Below are 473 nucleotides of genomic sequence, written 5' to 3'. Positions count from 1 at the left end.
TCCCCAGTGTCTTCGGAGAAGACCGTCATGCATCCCGCAGTCAAAAATACACTTACATTCCCACCATCATCCTGCTGCAAAGCCTGCGGCGCGAAGGTTTTGAGCCGTTCTTTGCCTGCCAGTCCCGCGTGCGTGACCCGGGGTGCCGGGAGCACACCAGGCATATGTTACGTCTGCGACGCGCCGGGCAGATTACCGGTCAGCAGGTCCCGGAAATCATTCTGCTCAACAATCCACCTGGAAAATAAGGAAATCACATGAACAACACGCTTAACCTGACCTGCACTGTGACTGAAAACACCAGCCCCCTCACCGCCACGTTGCTACCCGATATGCAGCGTCTTCACTTCTGGCCGCAGCACTTCGGTGGTATTGCGCAGTGGATACTGCTCGAACCCCGCATCTTCGCCCGGATGGACCGGCTGTGTGAGGACTACTGCGGCGGTGTCTGGCAGTTCTACACGCTGAGCAAC

2 pseudogenes are annotated in these 473 nt (G+C 57.3%); both read left to right on the top strand.

The window, feature by feature from the left end:
- Positions 1-242: pseudogene (locus ACU8YC_RS26810) on the top strand (DUF932 domain-containing protein); the annotation flags it as partial.
- Positions 243-257: 15 nt separating this feature from the next.
- Positions 258-473 (top strand): annotated as a pseudogene (locus ACU8YC_RS26805) (antirestriction protein); the annotation flags it as partial.

The organism is Citrobacter sp. VF227, from assembly GCF_052950715.1.
The sequence above is the reverse complement of the archived record's forward strand: the minus strand, read 5'-3'. Positions and strand labels throughout refer to the sequence as shown.